Source organism: Stenotrophomonas sp. GD03680, from assembly GCF_029844625.1.
In the GTDB taxonomy this organism is placed as follows: Bacteria; Pseudomonadota; Gammaproteobacteria; order Xanthomonadales; family Xanthomonadaceae; genus Stenotrophomonas; species Stenotrophomonas maltophilia_P.
On sequence record NZ_JAOCKC010000001.1, the window covers coordinates 99,548 to 125,700 of the forward strand.

The 26,153-nt window shown below is 64.0% G+C and carries 28 protein-coding genes and 1 tRNA gene; 12 read left to right on the plus strand and 17 right to left on the minus strand.

Translation table 11 applies throughout. The annotated features are described in order from the left end of the window. Positions 1-19: 19 nt before the first annotated feature. The 4 genes from N5J29_RS00440 to N5J29_RS00455 form a co-directional block, all read right to left on the minus strand. Complete coding sequence (locus N5J29_RS00440; protein WP_164151322.1) at positions 20-1,543, minus strand: PH domain-containing protein; 1,524 nt, start codon at positions 1,541-1,543, stop codon at positions 20-22. Continuing rightward, entirely contained in the window at positions 1,540-2,040 is a 501-nt protein-coding gene (locus N5J29_RS00445; RefSeq protein ID WP_053517123.1) for a PH domain-containing protein, read from the minus strand. The genes N5J29_RS00440 and N5J29_RS00445 overlap by 4 nt, the downstream gene beginning before the upstream one ends. 74 nt (positions 2,041-2,114) lie before the next feature. Beyond that, positions 2,115-3,251, minus strand: coding sequence for a GTP cyclohydrolase II RibA (gene ribA / locus N5J29_RS00450; protein ID WP_065174455.1), 1,137 nt, complete (start codon positions 3,249-3,251; stop codon positions 2,115-2,117). Between the two features lie 74 nt (positions 3,252-3,325). Continuing rightward, on the minus strand, positions 3,326-4,246 hold the full coding sequence (locus tag N5J29_RS00455; protein WP_164151320.1) for a lauroyl acyltransferase: 921 nt from the start codon (positions 4,244-4,246) through the stop codon (positions 3,326-3,328). Between the two features lie 61 nt (positions 4,247-4,307). Between N5J29_RS00455 and dtd the strand changes: the two genes are divergently transcribed. From dtd to N5J29_RS00475, 4 genes are all read left to right on the plus strand, one after another. Next, entirely contained in the window at positions 4,308-4,748 is a 441-nt protein-coding gene (gene dtd / locus N5J29_RS00460; protein ID WP_053517128.1) for a D-aminoacyl-tRNA deacylase, read from the plus strand. 92 nt (positions 4,749-4,840) lie between these two features. Beyond that, a complete protein-coding gene (gene rpoD, locus N5J29_RS00465) occupies positions 4,841-6,694 on the plus strand; it encodes an RNA polymerase sigma factor RpoD (protein WP_053517130.1) in 1,854 nt (617 codons plus the stop codon). 260 nt (positions 6,695-6,954) lie between these two features. Continuing rightward, complete coding sequence (locus N5J29_RS00470) at positions 6,955-7,764, plus strand: HipA domain-containing protein (protein ID WP_239519774.1); 810 nt, start codon at positions 6,955-6,957, stop codon at positions 7,762-7,764. A gap of 388 nt (positions 7,765-8,152) precedes the next feature. Further along, positions 8,153-8,503 carry a hypothetical protein gene (locus N5J29_RS00475; protein WP_279924057.1) on the plus strand — a complete coding sequence of 117 codons (351 nt, stop codon included), beginning with the start codon at positions 8,153-8,155 and terminating at the stop codon, positions 8,501-8,503. Between the two features lie 131 nt (positions 8,504-8,634). Here N5J29_RS00475 and N5J29_RS00480 read toward each other — a convergent pair whose 3' ends face one another. The 13 genes from N5J29_RS00480 to N5J29_RS00540 all read right to left on the minus strand — a co-directional run bounded on the left by N5J29_RS00480 (position 8,635) and on the right by N5J29_RS00540 (position 17,614). Next, positions 8,635-8,871, minus strand: coding sequence for a hypothetical protein (locus tag N5J29_RS00480; RefSeq protein ID WP_279924058.1), 237 nt, complete (start codon positions 8,869-8,871; stop codon positions 8,635-8,637). Beyond that, a complete protein-coding gene (locus N5J29_RS00485) occupies positions 8,868-9,503 on the minus strand; it encodes a hypothetical protein (RefSeq protein ID WP_279924059.1) in 636 nt (211 codons plus the stop codon). The genes N5J29_RS00480 and N5J29_RS00485 overlap by 4 nt, the downstream gene beginning before the upstream one ends. A gap of 28 nt (positions 9,504-9,531) precedes the next feature. Continuing rightward, complete coding sequence (locus tag N5J29_RS00490) at positions 9,532-12,783, minus strand: phage tail length tape measure family protein (RefSeq protein ID WP_279924060.1); 3,252 nt, start codon at positions 12,781-12,783, stop codon at positions 9,532-9,534. A 12-nt stretch (positions 12,784-12,795) separates the two neighbouring features. After that, positions 12,796-13,605 carry a DUF2213 domain-containing protein gene (locus N5J29_RS00495; protein WP_279924061.1) on the minus strand — a complete coding sequence of 270 codons (810 nt, stop codon included), beginning with the start codon at positions 13,603-13,605 and terminating at the stop codon, positions 12,796-12,798. A 61-nt stretch (positions 13,606-13,666) separates the two neighbouring features. After that, positions 13,667-13,999 (minus strand): hypothetical protein, encoded by a 333-nt coding sequence (locus N5J29_RS00500; protein ID WP_279924062.1) that lies wholly within the window; start codon positions 13,997-13,999, stop codon positions 13,667-13,669. Beyond that, positions 13,989-14,456, minus strand: a complete 468-nt coding sequence (locus N5J29_RS00505; protein WP_279924063.1) for a hypothetical protein — start codon at positions 14,454-14,456, stop codon at positions 13,989-13,991. The genes N5J29_RS00500 and N5J29_RS00505 overlap by 11 nt, the downstream gene beginning before the upstream one ends. A gap of 33 nt (positions 14,457-14,489) precedes the next feature. Continuing rightward, positions 14,490-15,050 carry a hypothetical protein gene (locus tag N5J29_RS00510; RefSeq protein WP_279924064.1) on the minus strand — a complete coding sequence of 187 codons (561 nt, stop codon included), beginning with the start codon at positions 15,048-15,050 and terminating at the stop codon, positions 14,490-14,492. A gap of 430 nt (positions 15,051-15,480) precedes the next feature. Beyond that, positions 15,481-15,945: a hypothetical protein gene (locus N5J29_RS00515; protein WP_279924065.1), complete on the minus strand. Its 465-nt coding sequence runs from the start codon at positions 15,943-15,945 to the stop codon at positions 15,481-15,483. A gap of 13 nt (positions 15,946-15,958) precedes the next feature. After that, the gene (locus N5J29_RS00520) at positions 15,959-16,177 is read right to left on the minus strand and encodes a hypothetical protein (protein WP_279924066.1); all 219 of its coding nucleotides are present in this window, start codon (positions 16,175-16,177) and stop codon (positions 15,959-15,961) included. Beyond that, positions 16,177-16,386, minus strand: a complete 210-nt coding sequence (locus N5J29_RS00525; protein WP_279924067.1) for a helix-turn-helix domain-containing protein — start codon at positions 16,384-16,386, stop codon at positions 16,177-16,179. Before N5J29_RS00525 ends, N5J29_RS00520 begins: the two co-directional genes overlap by 1 nt. A 181-nt stretch (positions 16,387-16,567) precedes the next feature. Continuing rightward, the gene (locus N5J29_RS00530; RefSeq protein ID WP_279924068.1) at positions 16,568-16,954 is read right to left on the minus strand and encodes a hypothetical protein; all 387 of its coding nucleotides are present in this window, start codon (positions 16,952-16,954) and stop codon (positions 16,568-16,570) included. Between the two features lie 83 nt (positions 16,955-17,037). Further along, on the minus strand, positions 17,038-17,310 hold the full coding sequence (locus N5J29_RS00535; protein ID WP_279924069.1) for a hypothetical protein: 273 nt from the start codon (positions 17,308-17,310) through the stop codon (positions 17,038-17,040). A 79-nt stretch (positions 17,311-17,389) separates the two neighbouring features. Next, a complete protein-coding gene (locus N5J29_RS00540) occupies positions 17,390-17,614 on the minus strand; it encodes a helix-turn-helix domain-containing protein (protein WP_279924070.1) in 225 nt (74 codons plus the stop codon). Positions 17,615-17,733: 119 nt separating this feature from the next. Between N5J29_RS00540 and N5J29_RS00545 the strand changes: the two genes are divergently transcribed. From N5J29_RS00545 to N5J29_RS00580, 8 genes are all read left to right on the plus strand, one after another. Then, entirely contained in the window at positions 17,734-18,102 is a 369-nt protein-coding gene (locus tag N5J29_RS00545; protein WP_279924071.1) for an Arc family DNA-binding protein, read from the plus strand. Continuing rightward, entirely contained in the window at positions 18,099-19,262 is a 1,164-nt protein-coding gene (locus N5J29_RS00550) for a tyrosine-type recombinase/integrase (protein WP_279924072.1), read from the plus strand. Before N5J29_RS00545 ends, N5J29_RS00550 begins: the two co-directional genes overlap by 4 nt. 10 nt (positions 19,263-19,272) lie before the next feature. Next, a tRNA-Ile gene (locus tag N5J29_RS00555) sits at positions 19,273-19,348 on the plus strand. Between the two features lie 175 nt (positions 19,349-19,523). After that, positions 19,524-20,732 (plus strand): integrase arm-type DNA-binding domain-containing protein, encoded by a 1,209-nt coding sequence (locus N5J29_RS00560; protein ID WP_164151318.1) that lies wholly within the window; start codon positions 19,524-19,526, stop codon positions 20,730-20,732. 164 nt (positions 20,733-20,896) lie between these two features. Next, on the plus strand, positions 20,897-21,313 hold the full coding sequence (locus tag N5J29_RS00565; protein WP_164151317.1) for a very short patch repair endonuclease: 417 nt from the start codon (positions 20,897-20,899) through the stop codon (positions 21,311-21,313). 42 nt (positions 21,314-21,355) lie between these two features. After that, positions 21,356-22,666: a DNA cytosine methyltransferase gene (locus N5J29_RS00570; protein ID WP_164151315.1), complete on the plus strand. Its 1,311-nt coding sequence runs from the start codon at positions 21,356-21,358 to the stop codon at positions 22,664-22,666. Between the two features lie 61 nt (positions 22,667-22,727). Further along, positions 22,728-24,707, plus strand: a complete 1,980-nt coding sequence (locus N5J29_RS00575) for a hypothetical protein (RefSeq protein WP_164151313.1) — start codon at positions 22,728-22,730, stop codon at positions 24,705-24,707. Between the two features lie 173 nt (positions 24,708-24,880). After that, entirely contained in the window at positions 24,881-26,152 is a 1,272-nt protein-coding gene (locus N5J29_RS00580) for a hypothetical protein (protein ID WP_164151311.1), read from the plus strand. Position 26,153 lies beyond the last annotated feature (1 nt).

The following is a 26,153-nucleotide window of genomic DNA, read 5'->3' on the forward strand; positions in this document are numbered from 1 at the left end:
GTGGAAGGGCGGCAACGGATCACCAGCGCAGCTTGCGGCGCGGCAGCGCGGCGGCCAGCTGCGCCATCAGTGCCCGTGCCTGTGCGTGCGGCAGGTAATGCAGCGCCAGGGCCACATCACCATGCGCGCCTGCGGTGTCCAACTGCAGGCTGGCCGTGCCCAGCAGCCTGTCCAGCGGTGAGCGCTGCAGGCGCAGGCCCTGCAGCTTGTCCAGTTCCGCCCAGCGCCACCAGCGCCTCCACCATCCGCCGCGCACCGCGACGTAGCGATCATCCAGATGCCAGCCCATGCGCGCCATCTGCCGATGGGCGACCCACAGCGCGACCGGCAGCCAGCCCAGCACCAGCAGGCCGGGTGTTCCCCAGCGCCAGTACATCGCGGCGGCCAGCAACGGCACCAGCAGTACGCTGCCCAGGCATAACCGCCACCAGCCGCGCTGCGGCACCGGCTGCCAGTGCGCGGGCGGCCACTGCAGCTGAGGCAGCAGGCGCTGCACCAGATGATCGCAGTCGGCGGCCGGTGCCAGCGGCGCGAGTTCGCGCAGCGCCCGATCTTCCTCGCGGGTGGGGCCGCCGGCAGCGCTGTCAATCTGCAGCTGGCGCCGCCCGAACCAGCGTTGCAGGGTGCCTTCACGCAGGGTCCAGGCCTGGATGCGCCGGCGCGCCACGCTGCTGCGCGTGCGGCTGAGCAGGCCTGCCGCGACCGTCAGCCGGTGTTCCTGCTCGGTCAGGGTGAAGCCGGCATAGCGCAGCAGGGCCAGCACCACCGACAGCAGGCGCATCAGCAGCCAGCCTGCGACCAGCACCAGCGCGGCCAGGATCAGCAGGCCGGCAAGGCCCTCGTGCAGCTGGCTGGCGTAGCCGAACGCCTCGCGTCCTCCGCTGGAGATCACGCCGTCCAGCGAACGGCGCGGGATCACCTGCAGCAGCGCACCGATGGCGGCGGCGAACAGCACCCAGCCGCGGTTGGACAACAGGCCAAGCCGGATCACTTCGGCAGTGGACATGCGCAGCAGCACTTCATCGGTCGGGTCGGCGGTGGCAGCCGGTGCGTTGCCAGGCGCCTTTCCGCGCTGCTTCACCAACTGCTCCAGTGCCAGTGCCTGGTCCAACCGCAGCACCCGCATCTCTGCCTCCGGGCGCACGCCGCCGGCCGACTCCAGGCGCAGCTCGGCCACGCCGAACAGCCGGTGCAACGGGTTCTGCCGCACTTCCACGTTGTGGATGCGGGCGAAGGGAATTTCCCGGCGGTTGCGCGCAAGCAGCCCGCTGCGCACGGTGATCGCATCACTGCCGATGCGGTAGCGGTAGCTCAGGTACTGCAGCACCGAGACCACCACCAGCGCGGCGATGGCCAGCAGCGGCATCAGCTGCGCCCACAGCGGGTCGCGGTCGCCGCGCTGGCCGAACACCAGCAGCGCGACCAGCGGCAGGAAGTAGTGCCGCAGCTGCATCAGCAGCACGAACAGCCATGACCAGGGGTGCAGGCGCTGTTCGTCGCCGCCGCGTGGCAGCGGGGGCGGCAGGGGCGGTGGCTGGCTCACAGGGCGTCGGCGTCCTGATCGAGCTGGTGGGCCAGGGTGTCGCGCAGGCGTTCGGCGTCGGCATCATCCAGGCCGCTGACAGTCACGGCACTGAGGCGGGTGCCTGCGGTGTGCACGATCAGCGTCGCCAGGCCGGCACGCCGCTCCAGCGGACCACGGCGCAGATCCAGGTGCTGCACGCGCGAGACCGGTACCTGCGTTTCGGTCTGCCACATCAGGTCCCTGCGCAGGCCCAGGCCCTGTGCGTCCAGGCGCCAGCGTGTGCGGGTCAGGCGGCGATGGCCCAGCCACGCGCCGAACAGGGCGCCGACCAGCAGGCCCGACGCTGCACCCCACAGCCCGGCAGGCAGATCGAAGAACCACCACGCGGCCGCCAGCGGTGCGCCTGGCACGAACAGTCCACCGAATGCGCCTTCCAGCGCAGCCAGGCGTGCGGCGCGGGCCGGCAGCGGCTGCCAGTCGTTGATGGGCACAGCAGGAAGAGGCTGGTCGGTCACACGGGCTCCGTCGGGCGGCAGGGCAGGCGGGGCGGCCGCAGCCGCACCGCGCAGACGGTAGCAGGTCGGGCGCGCTACTGCGCCGCCTGGATCAGTGCATCGACATCGAGCAGATGGCCGGCACGGTCGGCCTTGGTGCGCAGGTAGTGTTCGTTCTCGGCCGTGATCTCGCCAGTGACCGGGATGCAGTCCAGCACTTCGATGCCGGCATTGCGCAGGCGCTGTGCCTTGGTCGGATTGTTGCTGAGCAGGGCCACGCGGCTGATGCCCAGGCCGCGCAGCATCGCCACGGCGCTGCCATAGCGTCGCTCATCGGCGCCGAAGCCCAGTTGTGCATCGGCGTCGATCGTGTCCAGCCCGTCGTGCTGGTAGCCATAGGCGCGCATCTTTGCAGCGATGCCCGTTCCCCGGCCTTCCTGGTCCAGATACAGCAGCACGCCGCCGCCCAGTTCCTTCAGTTTGCGCAGACCGCGTCGCAGCTGGTCCCCGCAGTCGCACTTGAGCGAACCGAACAGGTCGCCGGTCAGGCACGAGGAGTGCACGCGTACCGGCACCACGGCAGACAGGTCCGGGTCGCCGACGATGATCGCCACCTGGTCGCGTTGTGCAACGCCGCCGCGGAACACTGCGAAGGTGGTCATGCCGACATCGCGCAGCGGTACCGGCGAACGGGCGACCAGCTCATAGTCGTGGGCGGCGTGCGCCGCACCTTCGGCCAGGTCGCACAGGGCGACGTCGGCGGCGCCGTCGAAGGTCGCATCATCCACATCCAGGCGCACCGCGACCATGGCCGGCAGCAGCAGGCCCAGGCGGGCCAGTTCAACCGCGCCGGCATCGAAGGCATCGCCTGCGGTCCAGTGAGCCGGCATCGGCCCGGGCTCGCGCAGGTAGCCCAGCGTCGGCAGGGCGTCGAAGGCGATACCGGCCAGCGGCAGGCGCACACCGTCAGGTGCCTCCACCCCCAGCACGCGGGCGCGGGTCGCCGTCAGGAACAGGTAATGACGCTCGCGCGCTGCGCTGGCAAAGGCGGCAAAGCTGCTGGCGGTGGCGCTGTCCAGCGCGATCACGGCCAGGCGTTGGCCCTGGCCGTCGTGAAGCAGGACCGGGCGACCGGCGCGCAGTTCCGCGACCGCGCGCTCGCAGCGGATCGCGGCCGGGTCGCCGAACAGGGAGGAGGCAGCAGGCATGGCAGGACCGGGGGAGGCGGACATCGCAGTCTCTATGGGGGCGCCGGCGTCGTATTCAACGTGCTGCGGCCGCCGGTCGCAGGGCGGCACGGTGGGACTCAGTGCGGGTGTTCCTCGGTCGCGTAGGGGTCATCCTCGCCGCTGCCCGGTGGCCGCAGCGTATAGCGCTTGTAGGTCCACTGGTACTGCGCCGGATCGCGGCGGGCGATGCGTTCGATCCCGGCGTTGAGGGCGGTGGCCGCAGTCTGCGGGTCCGGGTCGGCCACTGCGGGGTCGGCCGGCTCGACGTGCAGGGCGAATTCCATGTCCGGCCCAATGCGCTCGCACCAGCCATACAGGACGATGGCGCCGGTGCGTTCGGCCAGGCGGTTGACCAGGGTCATGGTCAGCGCCGGCACACCGAAGAACGGAACGAACACGCCGTCACCGGCCTTCGGCTGCTGGTCCGGCAGGATGCCGGTGGCGCCACCGTCCTTGAGTACCTTGAACAACTGGCGCACCGCCGGGCCCTCGGCGCGCACCTGCTGCACGTTCTGTCCACCCCGCACCAGCTGCAGGAACGCGTCGCTGGCTTCATCCTCCGGCGGCTTGTAGACGATGGCGATCTGTCCGCGCGAGGCCAGCCACTGGTTCAGCAGCTCCCAGTTGCCGAAGTGCGGCGCGGCCACGATCACGCCCCTGCCGCTGGCCAGCGCCGAGTCATACAGCGCTTCACCGTGACGCTGCTTCAGGTGCAGGCGCAGGTTCTCGGCCGGCGGGCGGCTCCACAGGCGCAGGGTCTCGATGGCCTGCAGGGCGGTGGAGCGCAGCAGATCGCGATGCAGGCGCTCGCGCGCAACGGGGTCCAGATCCGGGTAGGCCAGCTCCAGGTTGCGGCGGGTGACGCGACTCTCACGGGCGTTGAGACGGATCCAGGCCCAGGCCAGGGCCTGCGCGACGCCGCGCAGCAGCGGCCAGGGCAGGCGCGTGAACAGGGTGGTGGCGCGATAGGCCAGCCGGGCTTTGCGTTGCGGGTTCATCCACGCAAGTTTAGCCAAGGGCGCTGCTATCGTGGCCGGCCCCCTGACCGGAAACCCACAGATGCTCGTCCTGATCCAACGCGTCAGCCAGGCCGCCGTCCACGTCGATGGCGAGGCCGTCGGCCAGATCGGCCCTGGCCTGCTGGCCCTGGTGGGGATGGAGCCGGGCGACACCGAGCCGCAGCTGCAGCGCATGGCCGAGCGCCTGCTGGGCTACCGGGTGTTTGCCGATGAAGCCGGGAAGATGAACCGCTCGCTGCGCGATACCGGCGGCGGCCTGCTGCTGGTCAGCCAGTTCACCCTGGCGGCCGACACCCGGTCGGGCATGCGCCCCAGCTTCACCACTGCGGCGCCGCCGGCCGAGGCTGAACGCGGGTTCAATCGATTTGTCGACATCTGCCGTGAAAATCACGCGCCAGGGGTGGAAACGGGCCGCTTTGGCGCCCATATGATCGTCAGCCTGGTCAATGATGGTCCCGTGACCTTCCTTCTCAGGCCCTGAAGCCGCCGGGACCACCGCCCGGCAGGCGGGGCCCCGGGCTGGTATAATGCTACGTTCCCTATTTCCTACCCAGCCGGTGGCGCGAGCACTACATGGCCAACGAACGTCCTGCCCAATCCGAAATCAAGCAACTGATCAGCAAGGGCCTGGAACAGGGCTACCTGACCTACGCCGAAGTCAATGACCATCTGCCGGACGACATGGTCGACCCGGAACAGATCGAAGACATCATCGGCATGATCAACGGCATGGGCATTGATGTCCATGAAGTTGCGCCGGATGTGGAGACTCTCCTCCTCAACGACGGCAACACCGGCAACCGCGAAGTCGACGACACCGCGGCCGAAGAAGCCGCTGCCGCGCTGAGCGCGCTCGACACCGAAGGTGGCCGTACCACCGACCCGGTGCGCATGTACATGCGCGAAATGGGTACTGTCGAGCTGCTGACCCGCGAAGGCGAAATCGCCATCGCCAAGCGCATCGAAGAAGGCCTGGGCCAGGTACAGGCCGCACTGGGCCAGTTCCCGGTGTCGGTCGAATCGCTGCTGTCCGATTACGAAGCCCACAAGGAAGGCAAGAAGCGCCTGGCCGAAGTGATCGTCGGCTTCAACGACCTGACCGACGAAGAGCCGGCTCCGCCGGCGGCCGCCGCCGATGACAGCGACGATGCCGACGCCGAAGCCGACGAGGACGAGGACGATGATGTCGACGGCGCCGATGAGGAAGCCGCACCGACCGGTCCGGACCCGGAGGAAGTCGCCGCGCGCATGCAGGCCCTGAGCGATGCCTTCAATGCCTTCAAGAAGGCCGCCGGCAAGGGCGACAAGAAGAATCTGCCGCGCCTGCGCGAAGAGATGTCGGCCGTGTTCGTCACCCTGAAGCTGCCGCTGCCGCTGACCGACGTGCTGACCAAGCAGCTGCGCGACACCATGGCCGAGATCAAGAGCCATGAGCGCCGCGTGCTGAACCTGGCCACCGTCACCGCGCGCATGCCGCGCAAGGATTTCATCCGCTCCTGGGAAGGCAACCAGACCAACCTGGAGTGGGTGGAAGACGCACTGAAGCGCAAGCAGAAGTGGTCGTCGGCGCTGCGTGAGGTGAAGGACCAGATCATTGCCGAACAGCAGGCCACGATCGACATCGAGAAGCTGACCCAGCTGGACCTGGAAGAGCTGAAGGAAATCAGCCGTGCCATGGCCTACGGTGAAGCCAAGGCGCGCAAGGCCAAGAAGGAGATGGTCGAGGCCAACCTGCGCCTGGTGATCTCGATCGCCAAGAAGTACACCAACCGCGGCCTGCAGTTCCTCGACCTGATCCAGGAAGGCAACATCGGCCTGATGAAGGCCGTGGACAAGTTCGAGTACCGCCGCGGCTACAAGTTCTCCACGTATGCGACCTGGTGGATCCGCCAGGCCATCACCCGCTCGATCGCTGACCAGGCGCGCACCATCCGTATTCCGGTGCACATGATCGAGACGATCAACAAGTTGAACCGCATTTCCCGCCAGATGCTCCAGCAGTACGGCCGCGAGGCCACGCCGGAGGAGCTGGCCAAGGAAATGGACATGCCGGAAGACAAGATCCGCAAGGTGATGAAGATCGCCAAGGAGCCGATCTCGATGGAAACCCCGATCGGCGACGACGAGGATTCCCATCTGGGCGACTTCATCGAGGACACCAATGTGGAGTCCCCGATCGAGAACACCACCAACATCAATCTGTCTGAAACCGTGCGTGACGTGCTGGCCGGCCTCACCCCGAGGGAAGCCAAGGTGCTGCGCATGCGCTTCGGCATTGACATGAACACCGACCACACGCTGGAAGAGGTCGGCAAGCAGTTCGACGTGACCCGCGAGCGCATCCGCCAGATCGAAGCAAAGGCGCTGCGCAAGCTGCGTCACCCGAGCCGCTCGGAACAGCTGCGCAGCTTCCTGGATATCGATTGATTCCAGCGGTTGTGTCGTGAACTGGAAAACCCCGCCTCGGCGGGGTTTTCTTTTTTCGTAAATTAATTCGGTGCCGGCGGGCGATCTTCTGGCGGGCCTTGGGATCACTCGCGCGACCCTGGGGCGGTTGGTCGCCGACGCGGGAGGCGCGGTCGTGCGGCTGGGCCGCGCGCAGGTGGTACCGGTGTCGGCGAGCTGCTGCTGGGCGCGGACGCGGTTGCGTCTGCTCTTGCGACGATGGACACACACCGCCGGACCGCGTGCGCAGCGAGGATCGGCAGCAGCGCTATCCCGAATGGGCAACTGCTGCGCTGGAAGGCGAAGATGTCGGCTCCTCGCCCGGCGGCGAACAGCCCAAGTTCACCGCGACGGTCGAGCACGATGGCGGCCGCTATGCCGCGCTGGTGAAGTTCGCCCTGCCGGGCGCGGGGGAGGCTGCCGAGCGGTGGGCAGACCTGTTGGTCTGCGAGCATCTGGCGCTTGAGGTTCTGCGCGAGGCGGGTGTATCTGCAGCAGAATCGTCGCTCATACAGACCGACAGCCACACCTTCCTGGAGGTGAAGCGGTTTGACCGCTCGCCGGGCACACTGGGACGGCGTGGATTCGTGTCGCTGTTGGCCCTGTCCTCGGCGTATGTGGGTGACGTAACCATGGATTGGGGGCAGGCGGGTGAGCAGTTGCTGGCGCAGCGGTGGATCCATCAGGAGACCGCAACCGCCCTGTCGCGGCTGCACGCCTTTGGGCAATTGATTGGCAATACCGATATGCATCAGGGCAACGTCGGCTTCCATCTGCTGGATCGGGGGGCGTTGCCGCTTGCCCCTGCCTACGACATGCTGCCGATGTCCCTGGCCCCCTCGCGAACGGGCGTTCTGCGGGCGACAACGCCGCTTCCCCCGGTCGCACCACGGCGCGCAGGCCAGTTGGATCATCTGCAATGGGCGGCTCCGCTCGCGGTAGATTTCTGGGAGCGGGTTGCAGCGTCTGGCCTGCTGCGCTCCAAGGTGCTGCTGGAAGTGGCCGGACAGAATGCAGCTCGGGTCCGGGCCATGGGCAATGGTTTCGGCTGAGGCACGCTTCTGCGGCCGGTCGGTGGCGAGAGAAGGCCTGACTCAACTACACTTTCACGTTGCACGGGCCTATAGCTCAACGGTTAGAGCAGAGGACTCATAATCCGGTTATGCCCGGATTCCGCCTCTTTCCATCGCGCACAAAAAACGTCAGAAACACGCTATTTCAGGCGGTTTCGGCAGGCGCGCGGGCACCTCTGGGCGTTAGAAATATCCACTGGTTTCCGGCACTGTTACACCGAATTTACACGGCTTCAATCCAGGGACGAACATCATGGCGCTCGTTGCATGCGGTGAGTGTGGAAAGGCGATCAGTGACCAGGCCGTGGCATGTCCGCACTGCGGCGCGCCAACGATAGGGCGGAAGGAGCGCAACACGCGACGGGCGATGTGGATCATCGTGGCTGTCCTGGGCCTGCCCGTGGTGCTGTTCTTCGGGTCAGCAGTCGTCGCTGGGATCGCAGAGGGCGTCAGCGGTGGGAGTTCTTCCAGAACGCCTGAGCGGCCCTACACCGGCCGGATCCGTGGGGAGGGGATTGAGTACGAGCTGCGCTACGCGTCGTCCACAGCAGGCGGTGAGTGCGATGGCTGGAACACCGTATCGGTCCAGAAGCCCGGTGACCCTTCGTCAGGGATGCTGGATCTCATGTGCTGGCGCCAGGTAGGCGATCAGATCGAGGTCAACACGGCCACCGGCCAAGGTCGGAGGAAAGATCCTCGGTCGACCTACGTGGATTGACGATGCCGCCCCTGAACCCAGGGGCGGTACCGGTCGCCTCTCGCCGGCATGAGTAACGGCTCAGCGACTGCCGGTGTTGTTACGGACACTCTCCGGCTGGTCCGGCGCGGCCCACACACCGCGCAGCGAATTCAGTGATGCCTGGGCCTACCTGCTGACAGCAGGGGCGCAGGGGGAGCAGTCTTCCCCTCCTCAACGCAGAACTGGAACAGGCCCTCGACGTATTCGTCGGGCTTGCCATCCGTCCAACGTTCGCCCATGACCGCGGTCATGACTCGCCGGCGGACGCTCTCGGCACTCTCGTCATCCTGAACGTCCACACCCGGCGCCATGCGGGCGGCGTCGATAATCAAGCGGGCCCGGCTCATGCTTGCCACTCCAGACGTGCTGCATCACTCGCTTCATCACGGCTGACACCGAGGTTGTCGACATGCACGTCCGGGCGCCAGGCGAGAGCGCTCCGATTCTGCTGCGACAGCGGGCTCAGGGCGATGAGTCGTCGCACCACATCGGGCTTGGCTCCGGCCTTGGGCATACCACCCTGGTGCGCGAGGCCGCGCGCCTGGACTACCGCAACGTAGGCTTCCTGCAGTGCGTCGAAGCTGCGCTCCAGCGCCTTCTGCGTGTCCTCTGCCTGCTCGATGCTGGCCTCCAACTTCTCCTGCAGGCCCGGCAGCGCCTCACTGGCTTCCTTTACTGCCATCGCGTGCCGGGTCTGGTGCAGGCTGTCGTGAATCGACCGCACGCGGTCCCGGTCGACTGTAAGGCGGTCGAACTCTTGCTGCAGGGCGGCCAGCTCTTCGTCACTCCCGCTGGCCAGTGCCCTCTTGTAAACGGGACCATGGTTGCTACTGCGCGGGCCGGCGACAGCGATTTCCGACCACCTGGTGTTGATGCGCGCCATCTCCGGCGCCAGCTTGACGATCAGCTGTTTGGCTTCCAGCGAGGTAAGCGGGGCGCCGCGGCTCATCTCCGCGCGGATCTCTTCGATGACAGACATCGTGTTCTCCTGATGTATTGGATTCTGGTTAACTGACTCGGCGGGGATTTACGTACCCACGCTTCATTCCACGACCCACGACGCCAGCACCAGTCGCGAGATCTCCGCCAATGATCGTTCTTGCTTGGTTGATGATGACGGGCCGCTCCTGGGCCAGAAGCGATTTCAGGGCCTGCAGGGTTCGCTGGTCGGGATCGCCGGCGACGTTGATGACAGGCGCGTAGACGTTACCGCCAGCGCCATTCCCAGAGACCGCACCCGACGACGAGATCCTCTCGAGCGTCGCGTCCATCTTCGCCGCGGTCCCTGCGGTCAGCACGCGCTCGCCCTTGTCCAGCAGCCACGTTCCCTCTCTCGGCACTGAGTCGATACCGTCATGGGCCATGCCCACCGCGGCGATGTTGGATACCAAGCCAGCGGTCGCCGCTGCCACCGACGCCATCGCCGCCAGGTTGGCCGGCCACGGGTTCTTTGCCGCCTCCGCAATGCCGGTCTGGATGGCAAGGGTCGCTTGGGCAATGGCAGCGGCCTTCTGGACAACGAAGGCCGCCTTGTAGAGTGCTGACTGCTCCGAGAAGGAGGTTCGCATCAAGTCAGCCACAGCAGCGAAACCCTGTTCCGCTGTCGCCAGCATCACGTTCTGCCTGGCTCGATCGATCTGGCTGAGACCATCTGCGTAGGCCTGTCGATCAGCCAGGGCCTGCTCATCGTAGATCGCGTTGACCGACGCTTCGGACTGTCTGAAGGCATCCAGTAGCTGCAGCTGACCGCCGTACCACTCTTCCAACGCAGCGCGCTGCTGGTCAAGCTTGGCCAGCTCGCCAGAAGAGCCGCCGAACAGTGCGTCGACGCCCGTGATTTTCGGAGCCTCCGGTCCGGCCGATACGATCTTGGCCAGCGTGGAGTTGTAGTCGCCATCACTGATGACGCCCTCTCCCTTCGCCTCGTTGAGCACCCTCAACCGCTCCTGGGCCACGGCCAGTCCGCTCTTCTCCTGCCTGTTGAGTTCGGACTGGAGCCGGGTCAATGCCTGAGTGGCGTCCTTCTGGCGGGTCTGGGCGTCCAGCTGCGCGGCTTGGGCAATCAGCACATCAGCAAGGTCTGAACGCAGCCCTCTCAGGTTGCCGCGCTCAAGCTGGTAGCGGGTGGCAGCCACACGCGATGTGTCGCCGTACAGCGCGATCTGCTGCGCCATCTGATCGTTGATCGACTGGTAGGCCTTCGCCAGCGACTCTGCATCCTTGTTCGGCTGAGAATTCCCTCCCGACCGGTTGAACCGCTTGTCGATCTCCGCATCACTATTGGCAATGAGCCGCTGCATCGAACCGTCGAACTGTCGAGGATCGTTGGCCGACAGCTTGTTGTACAGCTCGATGATCTTGTTCCGCGCGACCAGCTTGGAGGAAACACGATCCAGGCCAGCCAACTGCGCATTGATCGACTCGGATGCTGCAGCGGTTTCTGCCTTCGCCGCCGCCTGGGTCTCAATCACCTCTTGAGCGAGCCTGCGCTTTCGCTCGTCGGCCCATTCCTTGTCTTGCATCTCCATGCGCTCGCCAAGCAAGCGGGAAACCTCGGCGCGCGCCTCCATATAGCGCTCCGAATTCAGCGGGTTACCGAAAGTAGTGGCACGAACATTGTGCAGTTTCCAGATGGCCTCCTGCAGTTGCTGCTCGATGTCGGTGCGGCCGATGTTCTTGAAGGCTTGAATCGCATCCAGGATCTCACCCTTCACGCCGCGCCATGCCCTCTCCAGTACACCGGCAGATGCCTGCATGCTGCGCACGCGGTCGCCCTGAGCGCGCTCCAGCTCTACCAGCGCGAGCTGCAGTGCCGCGGTCTCACCCTTCTCCTCACGCACCGCCTCAATGTGGTTGAAAGACGCCACTGTCAGGAAGCCGTACTGACTGTTGAGCTTTGCCAGTGCCTCCGTGCTCCCGCCAACCATGTCCAGGATGCTGGAAGTCACTGAGCCGATGGACTGCCCGGTCAGCGAGGCGATGCTTGTGGCTGCAGACGCGATGGTGGCCGCGTTATCGCTCAGCACCTTTCCGCTCTGAATCACCTGGGTGATCGCCTGGGTTGCGTTTCCGTACTCCCCGGTCATGCGGCCGATCTCGTTGCGCACGTTCATCAGGCTGCCAGTCAGCGCACCGGCAGACCCACCCATGCCGATAATCACCCGGTCGAGGTCTCGCATCTCCATGTAGCCCTTCGCCGCTGCCACACCGACCGCGACGATCGCTGCCGCAGTGCCGCCCGCTACGAGGCCGGTGGCGGTGAATGCACCGGCCAAAGCCCCCGTGCGTGAGGTGAGGGACGTGATTGAAGACTGTGCGGTCATGAGGTCGCCGCTGGCCAAGCTGCGAGCGAGCATGACGATGCTCTGCTGGGCCTCCACCGTCTGCAGGTTGAGCCTGCCCACGCTGTTGGTCGTGGTGAGTAGACTGGCACGCGTCGCATCCAGTTGGGCCTGGTACTGCTGGTAGACCTGCGGCTTCAGCAAGCCGAGGTCACGGGCGCGCGCAAGGCGATCCTCTTGGTCGGCCAGCCGGTTCAACGCCGCCACTGTGGGGTTGATCTGGCCAAGCAGCTGCTGCAGGTTGAGCCTACGTGCCTCGGTGGCTGCCGCAGCGGCCCGAGTCTCACGTGCGGAGCGCTCTTCTGCCTGCTGCAGGGCCTGCGCACGCGCGGCCATTCGTTCTTGCTCACTGCCCGCCCGCGCCATGACCCGGGCCTTATGGTCGATGCCCAAGGCGGCATCGCGGGCGGCCTCAGCCAGTGCGCGCTCGGACAGGTTCGCCTCGCGGTTGGCCCTGGCCCATTCCATGGCGCGTTCTGAAACGCCCCGTAGGCGAGCGTCCTGCTGCGCCAGCTGCTGCTCCAGCTGCTGGCTGGCGGTGGCCACCTGCGTCTCAGCAGTCGCGGCGGCACGGGAAGCGGTGCCCATCGTCTGCAGGCCGCCGGCCGTGTTGGCCAGCTTTCCATCGAGTGCAGCCAGTGAGGCCTGAATCTCGGCGTTGGTCCGGTTGAGGGTCTGCAGCTCGGTGATGACCGCGCCGGTGCCAGTGCCGATGCGGTCAAGTGCCCCGCCCAGGCGGTCCCCAAGCACGCTGGATGAGCGCTCAACCGTCCGGGCCAGGGCTTGGTGATAGCGCTCCAGCCGGTCGGTGGCACCGCTCACCTTCTCGGCGGCTGCGGCGTTTTCGTCCAGCGCCTTGGTACCCTCGACCAGACCGCTTGAATCAATGCGGTATCCGAGCAACGCAATGTCGGCCATGGCAATCTCCTGTTAGCGGGCGCCGCCGTGCTGCAGCTGCGCGCACATCTCGGCGTACGCAGCGGCGGCGGGGTTGGTTGCTGCGTCGTTGACGCCACGGCTGCCGTGGGACTGGCTGTAACGCTGAGCGTGGTCGCGGACCACCGCAGCGTCCTGCGTTGCCTTCGCCAGAACGCGCTGGCCGGCAGCAGCATTGGCTGCAAGCTGGATCGCCAGCAGACCGGCCTCCGCAGCGCTCAGCCCGCCGTCCGTCAGCTGCTTGAGGAAGTCCGCCGCCTGGTTGGGGGCGGAGTCGATCTGGAGCTGGCTGCCGCCGCGCGCCGCGTCGACCAGCGAGAGGTGGTTGTTGGAGATTTTTCGCTGAACCGCGTCGTAGACCTGGCCATCGGGAGTGGTGCCGCTCTCGAAGTGGATCTCGGCGTTGTAGCCCATCGACAGCTGGCGCTTGCCGGTTTCCCAGGCTGCGATGGTGGCCTTGTCCATCAGCACCAGCTGGACGCGGACGAACTCGCCATCGCGGACCACCTCGGCGCCAGTCTGCCCCACCGCGTACTTCTTCCAGTTGTCGGCGGTGACGTGCTCCGGCGGATGATCGTTGGTCATGGGGCGGTGGGCGAAGCTTTTCATGGTCGCGTCCGAGAAGACCTCCTCGGCCGGGCGGTAGACCCGCACCACTGCCATGTCAGGCCGGCCCACCTCGCTGCCCAGGTATTCCTGAACGCCGGTGCGGGCCACCTTGGCGTCGGCCACCAGGTAGCCATCGACGGTACGGCGTGCTGCTCCCACGGTGACGCGGTCGGTAAATGCGGTGGATGTGCTCACTGGTGCCTCCTTCGGTTGCCGCTGAGTGCGGCGGTGGTGCTGGTGATCCAGGCCAGCGGGGTTACGTGCGTCGGCGGGAGTTGGCCGCCCGGGCGCCGCCCTCGCGGTCTTCCCAGAAGTCGGAGGCGCGCCAGAACTCGGCAGCTGCATCAGAGTCCACGGCTTCGACTGCCTCCAAGAAGTCCACGACCACGCCAGCGGCTTCTCTCGCCGTGGTGACGCCATAGACGCAGCCGTCGCCGATCTGCTCCTTGAAGCGGGAATCCACCAGGTGCCCGTGAGAGTCCACCAGCAGCTCGATGGCAGCCTGGATGGCCACGTCGCCGGCGGTGGGTGCCGCAGTCACCACACGGGCCTCCAGCATCGCCAAGCGGCGGGAGCGATCAGCTCGCATGCTTGCCCTCCAAGGCGCGCAGGCGCGCATCGAAGTCGGCCAGTTCGTGGGCGCGGGCGAACGTCTCTACACAGCGGCCCAGCTTCTCCGCCTCCGTGGCGGTGATCGTGCCGTCTGCAGCGGCGGCGAGGATGGCGCGCATGGTCGCGGGCACATCGGCAGGCGTCTCGGGGATTGGTAGCTCCACCTGGATCACGCGCTCGCGCGTGGGAGGGACCAATCGCTCCATGCAGAGGCGCATCGCCGCTGCATCTCCGGCCAGTGCCATCTGAATGGCCTTCTGCGTGAGGCGCTTGGAATCCTTGTCCAGCAAGGCCATCGCGGCAAGCGTGGTCTTGTTGCGGGAGCCTGGCCTACGGCCGGCGTTCCCCTGTCCGAAGCGGCCACGGCTATCGCGGGGTGCCGTAGCGGCACCGTTGTTACGGTCGGTGTTGGTGGTGTCGGGTGCAGTTTTCACCCGTACATTGCAGCGAATGCGAACCGCGCGTGCTTACTTGCGGCGGGTTTTTCTCGGCGGTAGCACGCCGGCACGCTGCAGCACTGTGCGGACGGCGTCGTCGGAACGCCCGAGGCGCCTGGCGATCATTCCCACCAGGTTGTGGTCGGCGCCACCGATGGCGCGGATACCCTTCGCGATGCTAACGGCATCAGCGTGCCAGGACGGCGGCTGAGAGGCGCGGGCGCGCCCACCAGCGGCTCTGGCCGCGGCCACCTTGTGTGCTGCCTGCATCAACGGCTCCGCCGCGAACCTCTGAAGCACCATGGATGCCGCCAGTCGATGGATCTGGATCCGCAGATCGTTGATGGCGCTCAGCTGATTGCCGATTACCCGCTCCAGCGCATCCAGCGCCGCGGTGTGCCGCTGCAGATCCCGGCGATAGGCATCCAGCTGGGCGGTGTCCAAGCGCCATGCCCGCTCCACCTCCGCGAACTCCCGCCAGAGGACGGCAGACAGCAGCTCGCCTGGCTGATAGCTGTGCACCCGATCCCACCGGGCCTGGTCACTGCCATCGGTCAGGTTGTAGGTGGTGGCCGGCGCGTGCCTTTTCATGGACTCGGTAACCCTTGGCGAAAGCCTTCCGGCAAGCCTTCGGCGAAGCCCCTTCGAAGGGGTGGGCAAGGGGTCAGTGAGGCCTCATTGATGCTGCAGTGAGCGGGCCTGCTACTAGCACGAAATTTGATGCTACTAGCAATGCTACTAGCACGGCACAGCTGCTCTGGCCGCGTGCCACGTACCATTGCAGCACTTGCCGATCGGTTGGCGAGCGCTCGGCGAGTCCTCGGCGAATGCGTGCCGCCGACCGCCGAAATCGAGTTTTCGCCGTTCGCAGTGCAGGTGCCCAGGAAGCGGTGATGCAAGGCAGCAGCGGGCGCCTGTGCGCTGCCGCCTGGTAGATATATATAAGGGACCACCCTCAGGGGGGTAAAAGACGCGTCCAAGATGGTAAACGTACCCCCCTGAGGGGTGTAAACGACCGTTCTCATGCGGCCTTTACCCCCCTGAAGGGGGTAACACACCCCCCTGAAGGGGGTAATGAATCTGTTTTTCGCCAGTCATTGCGGGCGGGGCCAGGCCCAATCTCGAGCCCCTTACCTGCGCACTCATCGATGCCATACCAGGTGAGCGCGTACAGACTGCACATCCGTTTGATGCCGTGCCTGGTCTTCACGATGAAGCCGGCGTCCTCTAGCTCCACCAGCAGGGAGTGGACCTTGCTGGGCGTGCATACGCCCGCCGTGCGAACCATGCTCTCTGTGGCGCTTAGATCGCCATTGTTCTTGCCGTTGTACTGGCCGGCGAGGAACAGCAGCAGCTTCACAGCGGCGCCCCCCAGCTTGTAGAACTGCTGGGACTGGATCATGTGGTGCGGCATCTGGACGAACGAATGCCCCTTGCCGCGCCCGGTGTGCTTGGCGCGCTTCCGCTCGGGGATTCTGTAGGACATCGAGATCCGCTCCTCAGGCCAACACGCGGGACAGCTGCTTGGTCAGCAGCTTTCGGTTGTGCTCGCAGACGGCGCGGTCGTTGGCGTACTGAGGGGCGTTGCACCCCATCGCGATGAGCGTGTCCAAGGCGCCCTCCGCGGTCCTGGTGCTGTCCAGCCAGCGCTGGAGGTGCGTGCGCGGGATGCCGCGTAGCTGACGGGCCGTGAGGCAGCGGATGGGTTGATAGGACATCAGTTCACCTCCTGGACAAGGCCGGCGCGGATCAGCGCCTGGCGGTACCTGCAGGCTGAGGCACGGGACATGCCCCAGCGTTCCACGATTTCAGCGATGGTCGGCGCGCGCCGCCGCCGGGTAGCCCATGCGGCGAACTGGAAGATCGCCTCGGTGTGGCTGGCCACGCCGGCAATGCGTTCCGAGTAAGCAGGGCTCCGCCGGCTCATACGCACCTCGTGGCTTGGCGGCTCGTGCTGAGTTCCCGGAGCTCTCGCAAGCGCCGCGCGAATGCGCTGCCAGGGTCCATCGCCATCTCCCTCAGCTTACTCAGGGCTCGCTGTTGTCCTGTCTGCTGGAAGCTGGGTGCTGCAGCAGCCGGCTTGGGAAATTGGATGACGTTGTTGGCGATCATTTCGGCACGCCCTCCTGCCAATACTCGTCATGATCGCGCAGCTGCTGCATGTCCTTGCTCGCCTGCAGGAGCAGCACCTCGATGATGCTGTGCAGATCCTCGATCTGTGAGGGACGCAGCGGATCGGGCCCGCTTTCGCGGATGGCGCCACACCATTCCGCTTTACGTTCGTCGTTGAGCAGCATGTTGTGCATGCCCATGACGCCCTGCAGAGCACGATCAATCGCGCTGAGCCGCATGGTCACGGCACGGGGAATCTGCTTGTCCTGCCATACCTCGTCCGACCAATGCTGCGACTGGCGGGAGCTGCGAGTACTCGGCTTGGTCGGAGAGACGGGTGCAACTGTCGGGTTGAGCTGCTGGCGCTGCGCGGTCGCTTTCATGGTCTTGTTGTTCCTTTCGAGGGCTCGGCGGCTCGGGTGCTCCAGCACTCGGGCCATCGTCGTTGCGGAAGGGTGTGAGGCCGTCAAACGACGCCTCCATACGAACGCGACTGGGTGAAAACGGGGGGCACAGCGGCCGCGCTGGCCATCTGCAGCAGAGCAGTCCGAGCAGCAGCCAGGCTCGGCGAACTGGTGTAAGCCTTGCGCCATGCCTGATTGAGGCGACGCTCGCTGCGCAGCATCACCAGCGAGAGCATCACGTCATCAAGGGGGAGGGCATCCAGGACATTCGGGATGCGCTTACGCGAATGCGCCGGGCGGGTTGCGGCGGCGGCGGGGGGGAGTACCATGTTCATGGTCGCTTCGTTCCTGTGAGAGGGTACGGGGATGGCTCAACGGCTCGTTCCGGGTGCAACCGGGCGGGCCGTTCTCTTTTCAGCCGGCACGGGTACGGCTGTCGGTCGTCTCCACGACCGCTGCTTCCAGATAGGCGTCGAGGTCCGATTGACGGTAGAAGACCCGCCCGCCGACCTTGAGGTATCTCGGGCCACGGCCGGTATGGCGCATCTTCTCCAGCGTGCTGTGGCTCAGGCCCAGATAGGTCGCTGCGTCCTGGCCCTTGAGGCGGGAGGTAGGAAGATCGGTAGGGGCTCTGGTCATGTCTGGTTTTCTCTGTGATTTGGCGTTCATAGCGAACGCAATAAAAGCTACTCCGGCAATTTCTGGATTGCAAGTGTTATTTGCGTTATCTTGCGTTCGCTCCGTGGAAACCGCCCTCTATGCCTAGCAACACCCCCAAGCGGCAAGGCCGCCCCCCAAAGCCGGAATCTGAACGGACGGGCAATTTCAGCGTCCGAATGCCCCAGGATCTCCGCGCCAAGCTGGAAGAGGCGGCGCAACGGGCTGGGCGATCGACCAATGCAGAGATCGTCCACCGCCTGCAGGGCAGCATTGAGGGCGTGGAGGGCTCGCCTAAGCGTCAGGCGGTCATCGATGCGCTCATTGAGGCAGCGGAGGAGGCAGTAAGGTGGTGGGAGGCGGTGGGCGATGCTCCAGAGGCTGAGGAGTACCGCGATCTGTTGAAGGATTCGATGGACGACCTCGACACCTGGCTCACCCGGCTGACGCGCCTCGACTCAGCAAAATGAGCATCTTCACCAAGCTCACCCGTGCAGGTATGCGCGGCTTGCGGCCTGGCCAGTCTGTGAGCGAGCACGGGATCACCTACACCCGGACAGCTGCCGGCGACGGCCGCTGGTCTGTCAACGTGATGGTGGCCAGACGCCGGCACCACCAGGTGGTGGGGTTGGAGTCGGAGGGTTACACCCGCACGCAGGCCGAGCAGCTGGTTGCCACGCTGAAGGCTGCCAAGCGCAGCGCTGGGCACGGGGTGCAGGGGAGCAGGGCCAACGCCTCGCAGAGCGTCGCGCAGGCTGCCGACGACTACCTGGCCTACCTGCGCCTGCACGATGGCAAGGACATCGACACGAAGGAGCGCCGGTTCCGCGATCACATCAATCCCCATCTCGGGCGCCGGCCCGTGGCCAGGCTGACCGATGACGACTGGCTGGCCTACGTGGCAACTCGGAAAGGCGAGGGAGCCAGCGCCGGCACCATCAACCGCGAGCGGTCAGCGCTGTTGCACATGCTCAACACCATGCGCCGTCGCAAGCTTCTCGCTGCAGCGCCGCTGCTGGTCCGCCAGCGCGAACCGCAGGGAAAGCTGGTGTACCTGACCCCCGAGGAGTCCCGGCAGCTGCTGCTGGCCGCCCAGGAGGATCTGTCGCCATTGGCACACCGGTTCGTGATGGTGACGCTCTACACCGGGCTGCGGCACAGCGCTGCGCTCAACCTTCGCGCGGGCGACGTCGACGTGCAGCGGCGGATCCTGTGGATCGGCAAGGACAAGGCCGGCCGGCGTGAGCAGCCCATGCCGCAGGTGCTGGCCGAATACCTGGCCAAGGTCATCGAGGGTCTCCAGGCCGACGACTTCCTCTTCCCCTCGGCACGCGCTGGCAGCGGCCGGGCGTACCAGATGAATGCCGTGTTCGCGCGATGCGTGCGAGCCGCTGGCATCACCAAGCACGTCACCCCGCACACCATGCGCCACACCGCGGCGACCAACGCTGCGCACGCCGGTCTTGATGCGGCCACCATCCAGGCAATGGGCGGCTGGAAGACAAGAGCCATGGCCGAACGGTACACTCACGCGGCTTCGATGCAGGACGCAATGGCGGCCCTACAGCAGCACCTTTCAGGCGACGCGGTTACACCGGAATTACCACGGTCGTCGCGCAAACGCGCCTGAAACCCTTACAGGGCCTATAGCTCAACGGTTAGAGCAGGGGACTCATAATCCTTTGGTTCCAGGTTCGAATCCTGGTGGGCCCACCACTTAGTAGTCCAAGGTTGTCCAGATTAGTCTGATGATTCTTGATAAACCCCACAAAAAGCGGGTTTTTGTGCACCATAGTCCAAGTTGATCCGCTTGAATCCGGGAAAGAAGTGAGTCAGGATGTGAGTCAAAGAGCATGGACTGTGCTCGATGATTCACAATCACCTGACTCACATGCTGACCGACACCAAGCTGCGCTTCCTGAAGCCACGCGAAGACGCTTACCGTGTCGCCGACACGAATGGTCTATGCATCGAAGTGCGGCCGTCGGGGGCGAAGGTGTGGCGCTATCGCTATCGCTACTCGGGCAAGGCCAGCATGATCACGCTGGCCGAGTACCCGGCCATGTCGCTCGGCGAGGCGCGAGCCGAGCGGGATCGGCTGCGGGCATTGGTCAAGGGCGGCGCCAACCCCGCCCAGGTGGCTCGTATCGAACGAGTCGCACAGACCGAGCGAGCCGAATCCACCTTCAGTGTGATCGCCATTGAACTGCTGGAGAAGCGAACCAAGGAAGGGCTGACTCCCGGGTCGGTAAAGCGCGAGCGCCGCCTGATCGAAAAGGACTTGGCGAGCATCAGCGATATCCCGATTACGGACGTAACAGCGCCTGTGCTGCTGGCAGCGTTGCGTAATTTGGAGAAGCGCGGCGTTGCCGAGACGGCCCACCGGACGCGCTCGCTTGCTAGTCGCGTGTTTCGCTACGCGATTGCCACTGGACGGGCGACATCAAACCCAGCCGATAGCTTGGTCGGAGCGTTGGAGCAACCACAAACCAAACACTTCGCGAGCATGACCGATCCTGCGCAGATCAGCGATCTTCTGCGGGCAATGTATTCCTATCAAGGGTCGCCGGTGACCTTGGCTGCGTTGAAGCTGGGGCCGATGCTCTTCGTGCGGCCTGGGGAGTTGCGAAAGGCTCGGTGGGAGGATGTCGATATTGAAAAGGCAGAGTGGCGTTTCATTGCCAGCAAGACGGGAACCCCGCACATCGTGCCCCTCTCGTCTCAGGCGAAAGAGATCTTCGAGGATCTGAAGCCTCTCACCCGGCGGAGCGAATTCGTCTTTCCGGGGGTTAGAAGCTCGAAGCGCCCGATGAGTGAGAACACGATCAATGCGGCGTTGCGGAATCTTGGCTTCGATGGCGGCACCATTACCGGTCATGGCTTTAGGGCCATGGCGAGAACAGTCTTGGATGAGGTCTTGGGATTCAGACCGGACTACATCGAACATCAATTGGCGCACGCTGTCAGAGATCCGCTTGGGCGCGCCTACAACCGCACCTCACACCTGGCTGAGCGAAAGAGGATGATGCAGGCGTGGGCGAATTATCTGGACTCGCTGAGGCTAAATGCCAATGTCGTTTCGATACGTCGCGCCGGGTAAACCTATCGGCTTCCTGATCGCTCGTGAGGTGCCGGCATGTGGCCGGCGCCGTGGAGCGGGGCTGTTTCTAAGCAGTCTCTTGTCAGGACAGTTCATTGCTCTGGCAATGACGTGCTTACTGAATAGCATGCCCTGGATGAAGGCATCCCGAGAAGAGCCCGGCAATGGCTGACATCATGACGTCAGCACAGCGGAGCGAAAGAATGTCGCGCATCCGCAGCCAGGATACCAAGCCGGAGATGCTGGTCCGGCGGTTCCTGCATGGACAAGGATTTCGATTCCGCTTGCACGCCAGAGATTTGCCTGGCAGGCCAGACTTGGTCCTGCCAAAATACGGGGTTGTGGTGTTCGTGGAAGGTTGCTTCTGGCATGGGCATTCATGCCAGAAAGGCCGCATTCCTGGCACCAATTCGGCTTTTTGGCACGCCAAAGTGACCTCCAACCAAGCTCGCGACAAGCGCAACCAACACGCATTGAGACGCGATGGCTGGCGGGTCATTCGTGTCTGGGAGTGCCAACTGGCCAAGAGCACGACTCGGGACGTGACCTTGGCACGGCTTGCTTCGCGGATTTTGGACTAGCTTGGCTGCTGGATTATCTAGAGATATTTTGGGGGAATTTTTTTGCAAAACAAACCTTTAAGCGTCGTGGATTTGTTCGCGGGGTGCGGTGGGTTCGGGCTCGGCCTTGAGCAGGCAGGCTTTACGCCCATTTTCGTCAATGAGTTGAATGATGATGCGCGCGGCACCTACATCGCTAACCGGAAAGATCGTCACGAGCACTTCGCGCGCGGCCTTGACGAGAGCAAGTGGCTGAATGATTTCAGTACTTCCGATGCGCGGAAGATAGTGAGCAAGAAGGGCTATCTTGATGGCCTCCAAAGGCTGTTCAAATCCGAATTCGGGATTTCACATGGCGAGATCGACCTGGTGGTGGGCGGGCCTCCATGCCAGGGGTTTTCCGGGATAGGGCACCGGAGATCCTATGCGGTGGATAAAAAAAATCTCCTGTCGAACCACCTCTACAAGGACATGGCCAAGATCATTGGCCATCTACGCCCGCGCGCATTCGTTTTCGAGAACGTACGAGGATTGCTGACCGGGCGCTGGACGGAGGACGGTCGAAGCGGGGAGATATGGCGAGACGTCAAGAGAGAGTTCGCGGGGATTGGTGAGTATACGCTTGCCGCCGAGTTGGTTTACGCAAAGAACTACGGTGTGGCGCAGAACCGACCGCGCATCATTCTTGTTGGCATAAGGTGCGATGTCATCGGCAGGGAAGCCACCACGAAGGCAGAGATTGAGCATATCGACGGAACCGGTATCTCCGGTGGCTTCTTGCCGCAGGGTGAGCCGGGAAAAGCGCCAAACATGATTGATGTCCTCGGTGACCTCGTTGATCCGTATTATGAAAACGGGGGGAGCACGACCGAGTATCCGTCCAAAGTAATGTGCGAAATCCAACGTCGGTTCAGGGCCTCGCCTGATGGTTCGCACGTAGCACCCAAGGGGTCCCCGGTCACCGAGCATGATTACAGCAAGCACCATCCGAACGTGGTCAAGAAGTTCAAGGCCATGATCCGTGGTGGCGAGTTCGAAGCCACGAAGAAGTTCGCCCAGCGCGTACTTCCGGAAGAGTGGGGGCCGACGGGCCCGTCGATAACGGCGACATCGCTGCCGGACGACTATGTGCATTTCGAGCAGCCGCGCACGTTGACGGTGCGGGAATGGGCACGGTTGCAGGGGTTCCCCGATTGGTATGAATTCAAGGGTAAGCGAACCACGGGTGGCTTGCGTCGTGCTGGTAATCCGCTTGAAGGGATCCATTTCCGCGAATTGCCTAAGTACACCCAGATCGGGAATGCAGTGCCAGTTCCCATGGCTAGGGCCATTGGGGAACATTTAGCGAGTATTCTCCGGAAGGAGAAGAAGTAGCTCCAGCCCGATGGCCGCGGCTTAGACCATTCACGTGCAGGAATCTTGACAGGGGGGGGTGATGAGTAGCGATCCGGGGAGTTCGGAAGCCGGGATCCATGCCGGGCTATCGGCGGATGCCACGCACGAAACAAGTTTCCAGAAACTCCAAAAGCGGGCTTTTGGCGGGGAAGATGTTGCTGCTCGCCCAGGAGCCGAGGATGACGAGTGGTGGCCCAAGGGCCCCTTGCTTCCCGGTGTTCAGGAATTGACCAGGGACTTCGTCGCTGGCACGGAATCCCCCGAGGGCCTGCATATCGTCTTCTTGCTTGGCGGCGCGGGCAACGGCAAGTCATTTGCCGCCCGATCACTCGGGAAGGAGCTTGGCCTCTCCGCATCTGCGAATGATGCGCTTGCGCATCGCATTTACAGAGCAGCTAGAAATGGGGTGAGCATTGAGCTTCTCAATGACGCAACAATTGCGCCAAGCGCGGACTACCAATCGCACCAGCCGGTTGCGCTTGCCTTTGACATACAGCGCTGGTGGAAAGAGTCGGTAGCCGGTCCTGTAGCAGCTTTTTGCTGCGTCAATCGGGGAATCGTCATTGATGAGCTGCGTTCGCTATCCGAGCATAGTCATGAAATCGAAGTCCTCGCGCGTGCCGTCCTCGCTTGGCTCGCTTCCTGGGAACAGGATGTCGCAGGCCAACTAGGCACTTCGCTGGAGGAACCCAAGCTGGTTCTTGGCGACCACTACCACGAGCTTCGATTCAATCTGGGTGGGCGTACAGTGCGAATCTCGGCCATGTCCGTGGATGCCTGCTCGCTGATGGACCTTGATGGCCACCAATCCCGCGCTGGAACATTGTTCCAACGAATCGTGGAACGATGCCGTGATGACGCCATGGTCAGGCCAGAGGATTGTCCGATCAGGGCCAATGTCCAGCAGTGGCTTCCTCCCAACACCATCCTGGGCTGGGAGAATATCCTCTCACACGCAGAGATAGCGTCGGGGAGATTGCACAGTTATCGCGATATCTGGGGGCTAGCTGCACTAAGCATCCTTGGGCCTCGATTCGCGGCCATTGATGGTTCGCGCTCCTTGCTGGATCACGTGGATCGCTGCCTGCATACCGCGCGTGATGGATCTTCGCTGAAGGGGAGGCTGGACGCCTTGCTTGAGTTGTCCCATTTCCGCATGCATAACGCCCTGTTTCGGGCTCCAATACCTACGGGTGATGATGCACTGCCTTTCTATCCGCCGACTACGCCGGCACACCTCGGGCTGTCGCTCGTAGATCCTTCGGCTTGGGAGGCAAAGGATAGCCAAGCCGTAGAAGCGGCAATGCAGAGCGTTACGCTCGGTGGGATGCCGAGTGAATCATTGCTCGGGAGCGGGTTGCTCGAAAATGCCTGGTGTGGTTTCGATAGATGCCTGGAGCAAGCAATCGTCGAGTACGTTGGCAGCAATGACTGTCCGGATAACGTGCGTCGCAGGCTTGTTTCCTGGTTCGGTGGCTATCTCACCCGCCTTGTTGGCGTGTCGACCGGGCATCTGGGCAACCGTGTCGTTGTAAAGCTATGGGAGCAATGCCGGGAAAAGTGCGTCAACGGCATAGGGCAACTGCCGTTGGAGTTTGAGAAGGCCATCAGGTCGCTGATTTTCCCGCAACATGATGACGCGCCACAGCACAGCATCCTCGTGCCCGCATTTGCTGCGAGAGTCGAGCCGTTGCAGGCGTCACGGGAAGGAACGACCCCGAGGCTCGCCGAAGTCATTCCCCACAACTTCATCAACCTTCAGGTGAGGCAACAGGGTGGGCGTCTCATGCTCGAATGCACTCTTACGGGGCATGCCGAAGTCATAGGGCAGCTTGTGCTCGATTTTTCGCTGGTACGGGAGGCCTTGGCTTGCCGTGGAAGCCGGGCCGGGCAAACGGAATCAACCGCCCATGTCGAGCCGCGAATCGAACGCTGTCGCGCATCGAGCCTTTCTGCGGTTCCAGCCAACCAGCGACGGCTTGTCGTGATTTCCGGTGGAAACCTGGTGGAGTTGAGCTAATGGCCTTTGCGTTCCCTGACCTAAAGCGTCCCCAGTACCCGTCGAGTCCGGAAGTGCTCCTGTCGGCCTTGGCATGGTCGGTAATCCCCAGAGTGCCCGAGTACAGCGCCACCGGGTTGATATACCAAAGGAAAGAAAGTCGGGCAAAACGTGGCGTGCTCATTGAGCAAACCATGCCACGCGACAAGGGGCTCGAGGATTTTCGCGCTAGCCTGCAATCGAATGGCTGGACCACTGCTGCCGCAGGGGACTTGCCCAGGGTGGTCGCCGAGGCGGCAGCGGATGCCATGCTGGGCGTCAAGCCTCCGAAAGGTGTTGGCTATGCATCATCGGCAATCGGTCTGGCTGGCGCACTCCTACAGGATCCTGTAGGCAGTCTGGCGACGAAGAACCCGCCGAACTTCGCCAGCCTGCTGAACACGATGTATGCGCTCGGTGGAGGTGTCGATGGGCAAACGGCCGCAAGCCGTTGGTTCGATGTTGCCCGCCACTACTCGGCGACGGGGAAATTGAAAGCCCTGGAAGATGCATTGGCGGGGACAACCCTCAAGCGCTTCCTGCCTGAAGGCGCTTGGCCGCCGACTGCACCACAAGTTGCGAGGGCGTCCGTACCGGAGCCCCTGCCGTCATGGTGGCAGGAGGACGTCGCTTCAGCAGGGGTGGGAACACCATTCTCTTGGTTCCATTCAAGTTGGAACCGGCTTTGTTCACGGGAGTGGTACAAGATTCTTCCGCCGCGGAGGTGGGCGGGCTGGGCTGTTTGCGTGCTTCGAAATGCCATTGGGTTCACCTTCCTCTGGGAAGCCAATTTCTTCCTGGAACTTGCGCTCGGGATCGCAGACCACGAGCGCGACCCGGCCACGGTCGCCCGCTGGGCATTGAGTCCGAAGAGGCCACTCGTTCCCTACCAGCGAGGTGGGATTGCACAGATGGATGTAATGCCGTCGATTCGGCGGTTGCTAACGCAGGGGCTGACATGCCGCAAGGCAATCATCGAGGCGGCCAGCAAGCTTAGTGAGGAGCCAAATGACCTCGCGAGCTTGGTCGAGGCACTTCGTGCTACTAACCCCAAATCGATCAACGCTGCACTCGGCGGTGGTGGCGACAAGGGGGGCTTGCCCAACTTGATTGAAACGGTCCGCTATTCCTTGCTGGCGCGAAGCGCTCCGGATGCACCGGACCACCATGCCCTGTTGAAGGTTGTCAGCAGGAACTACACGCATGTGGCTCCCGCGCCCGAGTGGATAGTAGTGATGTCCGCAATGGCTGCGACCGGGCCTTCGGATGTCGTTCGATTGGGGGACGTCCAGCGTTCGCTGGAGGACATTGGCTTCAAGCCCAGGATCGACTTCCTGCTTGGTGAATTGGAGCGGGCTGGGCTATGCGCGAGCGCCTCGGATGGCGACGAAGGCATTGAGATCAACCTTGGATTTGGACGGAAGTGAA